This window comes from Acidobacteriota bacterium (assembly GCA_022340665.1).
Taxonomy (GTDB): domain Bacteria; phylum Acidobacteriota; class Thermoanaerobaculia; order Thermoanaerobaculales; family Sulfomarinibacteraceae; genus Sulfomarinibacter.
Genome location: JAJDNM010000084.1, coordinates 1 through 4,122 on the forward strand (window position 1 = coordinate 1; position 4,122 = coordinate 4,122).

General features: G+C 61.2%; 4 protein-coding genes. 1 reads left to right on the forward strand and 3 read right to left on the reverse strand.

Annotated elements, in window-relative coordinates:
• Positions 1-455 precede the first annotated feature (455 nt).
• Entirely contained in the window at positions 456-1,679 is a 1,224-nt protein-coding gene (locus LJE93_10185) for a glycosyltransferase family 4 protein (GenBank protein ID MCG6949268.1), read from the forward strand.
• Here the strand turns inward: LJE93_10185 and LJE93_10190 are convergent.
• From LJE93_10190 to LJE93_10200, 3 genes are all read right to left on the reverse strand, one after another.
• Positions 1,672-2,619 (reverse strand): glycosyltransferase, encoded by a 948-nt coding sequence (locus tag LJE93_10190; protein ID MCG6949269.1) that lies wholly within the window; start codon positions 2,617-2,619, stop codon positions 1,672-1,674. The genes LJE93_10185 and LJE93_10190 overlap by 8 nt on opposite strands.
• A 115-nt stretch (positions 2,620-2,734) precedes the next feature.
• A complete protein-coding gene (locus LJE93_10195) occupies positions 2,735-3,217 on the reverse strand; it encodes a hypothetical protein (protein MCG6949270.1) in 483 nt (160 codons plus the stop codon).
• 55 nt (positions 3,218-3,272) lie between these two features.
• Positions 3,273-3,842, reverse strand: coding sequence for a sigma-70 family RNA polymerase sigma factor (locus tag LJE93_10200; protein ID MCG6949271.1), 570 nt, complete (start codon positions 3,840-3,842; stop codon positions 3,273-3,275).
• Between the last annotated feature and the right edge of the window lie 280 nt (positions 3,843-4,122).

Consider the following 4,122-nt stretch of genomic DNA (forward strand, 5'->3'; position numbering starts at 1 on the left):
AGAAGAACCCGATCACTGACCGTTTGTAACGGACCGTGAGGTCCCTCCGCACCAGATTCCACAGGAGATTGGAGCTGTCGATCAGCTCGCGGATTTCTCTGCGACTGCTGAAGGCGGTGTCGGCTGAGTTGTGCAGGACAGGGTGAGCTGTGAGGGACACCACAAAATGGTACCACGCGAGCCTACCGCCCATTTCAACCATTGGTACGATGGATAAGAGCCATGGAATCAGAACTTCGAGTCTCGGTGATTCCGAGGAACGACCGCGCCGAATGGCACAATCCCACTGCATCGTATGCTGAGGCCCTCAGGTCGCTGAAACGGACCGGGCAACGCCTCGAGAACAGCCAGGCTTGATAGATTCCTCCGTGCACCGATCATGCAACAATATGTCGAGGAGCCTGATCGATTTCCATCAAATCCCTTCTCACCCGCTCAGCTTTGACCCCCGTACCATGACCACGCCTCTCGAATCGTCGCTGCCCGGCCGTTTGCGGATCTTGATGATCGCCACGAAACCCGCCCACCCTCCGGTCGACGGTGGACGCCTCCTCATGTGGAACACGATCAAGGAACTTGCCGCTCAGGGTCATCGAGTCACATTCGTCTCACCGGACCTCGATCTGGGCAAGAACGGAGCCGAGCGGAACCTCCTGAAGTATTGCGCTGCAGTTCACTTGATTCCGGCACGAACGAGAAGTTTTGGACCGAGTCTGATCCGCGCCTTCAGCGCGAATCTGCCGTCGTCTATCGTCAGACACTCGCACTCCGCCGTCAGCGAGCGTGTGGCCGAAATCGTCGCGGAGCGGAATCATGACGTTATTCACGCTGAGCAGATCCACTCCCTGGCCAATCTTCCGGACGCGCCGATACTGCCCCCGGTGGTGTTACGCGCACAGAACGTTGAAAGTCAGCTCTGGCGCATGGTCGCGCGGATCAAACCCCGCCTCGCGTGGTTCGCCCGTCGGGAGGCCCGCCAGATGGCGGCTTTCGAAGCCGAATCGCTCGACCGGGTCGCGTGCACGATCGCACTGACCGGACATGACGGGGCCATCCTCGGCGGTGCCCTCGGGATGACGGCCCGCCGTATTCGAATCATCCCACCTCCCTTTCCATCGACCCTCGGGCACACCGGCCGACCTTTAGAAGGTGATCCGGCGATTGTTCTGGTCGCCGGTGGGTGGCTCCCAAACGTGGATTCGACCAACTGGTTTTTCAGCTCCATCTGGAGGGAAATCCGGGGAAACCTTCCCCTGGCCAGAGTTCACGTGTTCGGTGAACACGCACCAAGAGCGGAGCCTGGAGTCACTTCACATCTTTCCCCCGCAGACAGTAGCGAGATTTTCGGCACCGGGGCGATTCTCGTCGTGCCGCTACGGGTCGCGTCGGGCATCAGGATGAAGATCCTCGAAGCGTGGTCGCGCAAGGTGCCGGTCGTCGCGACGCCTGAAGCCACACGCGGACTTCACGGGTCGGACGGAAGGGAGTTCCTGCTCGCCAACGACGGTCGAGAATTCACGGCTGCAATCCGACGGCTCAGCAGGGACAAGGATCTCAGAAATGTGATTGTCGAAAACGGTGTGTCGGCGCTGATGACGCACTACCAGCCGGCATCCGTGGCCGCGTTGCTGGAGAAGACCTACATCGAAGCCATGGCGCGCGAGACCGGCTTCATTTGAAAACGCTTCGAATGGCGGCAAGATGGCCACGAATTACCGCATCGACGTACGGACGCGAGCCTCTGCGGTGTTGAGCCATCAGCGCTGCGACTCGCAACGAGTTGTACAGGGTATGGGCCACTCCGAGATACATGCGGTAAATTCCGGACTGAAAGGGCAACAGCCGTGTCTGGGTCAGGTTCTCGAGATAGAGCGGTGAGTACTCGGCCGATCCGGTAGCTCCACCCAGTGCATGGGCGCATTGCATTCCCGGTTCATAGACCAGCCGCCATGCCGCGCGACGAAGTCTCAGGCAGAGGTCGACATCCTCGTTGTAGAGGAAATACCGAGGATCGAACCCTCCGACATCGCGCCAGGCGGCTGGTGCAATCGCCATCGCCGTCGCAGGAATGAACCCAACATCGCGCCGGATGGACGCCAGAGTGGCCGAGGTTGCCTGCCACGGGGTACCGGTGGCGAAGTTGATGCCGCCTCCCGCATACCAGAATCGACTCGGGTTGTCAGGTTCCACGATCGGTCCGCCGGCCGCCCCGACACCGACCTCGAGGGCCTGCGCCGCCGCACCGAGAAAACCTCTGCCGAGGGTGGCGTCATTGTTCAGCACGAGGTACATCGAGCACCGACGATCCCGGTCAAGCCACTCGAGGCCAATGTTGGCAGCGGCACCGAACCCCGGGTTGTCCATGCGAACGATGCGCCGCGTGTCACATCCCGGGAGGTCGTCCGACAGATTCCCGGCGTTGTCAACAACGGCCACCCGCCGTTCAACCGCCGACCCCTCGTTCTCGATCGAATGAAGACACGCCAGAGTCGGATCCGGATCCCCGAAATGGACGACCACGATCCCGGCGATCACACTGGAAATTGCCTCATCCATCACGCGCTCGGCACCCAGCCGACGCCTGGTTCGGACTTCGCCGGACGCGTCCCATCCCGGCAATGACCCCCCGGGGTGATCATGCCAGGATGATAGACGATATCCGGTGACGTGGGGGTCGGGATTCGCGAGAACCCATGCCGAAGACTTCCGCTCCGTCGTTTCTGGAACTACCGCGTTAGGAGTTGGTGGACCAGCCAGAATAATTACCGGATTCGAAGTCACCGGTAAACATGGCCGTTTCTTCACTTGATTCTTCGCCACCGGTCGATGCGTGGCCCACCGTCACCGCCGCGGTGTCGAGAGAGCCGCTCTCGAAATCCCACGTCGACACCTCATCTCCCGCTTGAGCGCGAGAGCTATCAGCGTTGCGCCACATCATCGAGGTCGCACCGATGCCGACCACGAGAATGATCGCAGCTGCAGCCGCCAACCAGCGATATCGACGCCGGGCAGGTGGGGCGAAGTTCGAGATCGAGTCTGCCACTGTTCTGTCAACCAGATCGAACGGGTCGCCGCTGAACGTCTCGTTCCACCAGCGAGCACAGATTGGGCACGCTTCACGCACGGCCTCCGCATCCAGCGACCTTACGTCGTCCAGACGACCGCGGGCCAGCTCGAGCATCAGATTGCCGTGTTCAGGACAGCGAGACACCGTCATCGATCCTCCATAACAAAGGACGCAGCGGGGGGCCAGCGGTAACGCCTGCCAGCAGTCATTGCGTTCCTCCCCGCCGAAGGTCGTCGAGGCGCCCCCGCAGTCGCTTGCGCGCTCGCATCGTCCGCATTTTTAGGGCGTCCGGACTGATGTTCATCTCCCGCGCCAGGGCCTCTACCGAAACCCCTGTCGCGCGCGCAACCAGCAGGCGTATGACCTCCTCGTCCTCCACCGCCAAGGCGGCAATCATCAACCGCACTTCGGCCAACCGCTCGCTCAGCTGGTGAGGATCCTCGTTGTCCTCGAGATGGATGGCATCCTCGAGCTCGCTCGTGCGCCGCACTGCCATCCTTCGCAGATGGTCGCGTGCTGCGTTGGCGGAGATTCTTCTCAGCCACGCGGGAAAGGTGCGCGGATCATTCAAAGTGAAGAGCTTCTGCCACACCCTCAGTGCCACATCCTGGGTAAGATCACGTGCAGTTTCAGGGCACCTCACACCACAGGCGAAGAGAGTCGAGGCGATTGCGTTCCGGTGCCCCTCCAGCAGCTCCTGGAAGGCCTCGCTGTCGCCCTTCCTCGCACGGCGTACGAGCAGCTCGATCGTGTCCCATCTCGAGGAATCCCCCACCCATTGATGATACGTGATCGACCCGGGAAGGCACCGGCTGCTTCGTACCTCTATCCGAATAGTGTCATGAGATCATCAACGAAGATCGGCCATCGGTCGCTCACCGGTGAGCCACAGGAGGGGTCATGCGTCCTCGTTCAAATGTGTTCGTGATCGCGCTTGTGCTTACGGCCCACATCGCCGCCGCTTCCGAGCCGATCGAAGATCCATCGCGGCTGACCCTGGAACGCATTTTTGACGACAGGGATTTCGAGGTCGAGCGCTTCGGGCCCGCGTGCTG

Coding starts and splice junctions, on each gene's coding strand:
- LJE93_10185 (MCG6949268.1), top strand. CDS start 456: ATGACCACGCCTCTCGAATCGTCGCTGCCCGGCCGTTTGCGGATCTTG.
- LJE93_10195 (MCG6949270.1), bottom strand. CDS start 3,217: ATGACGGTGTCTCGCTGTCCTGAACACGGCAATCTGATGCTCGAGCTG.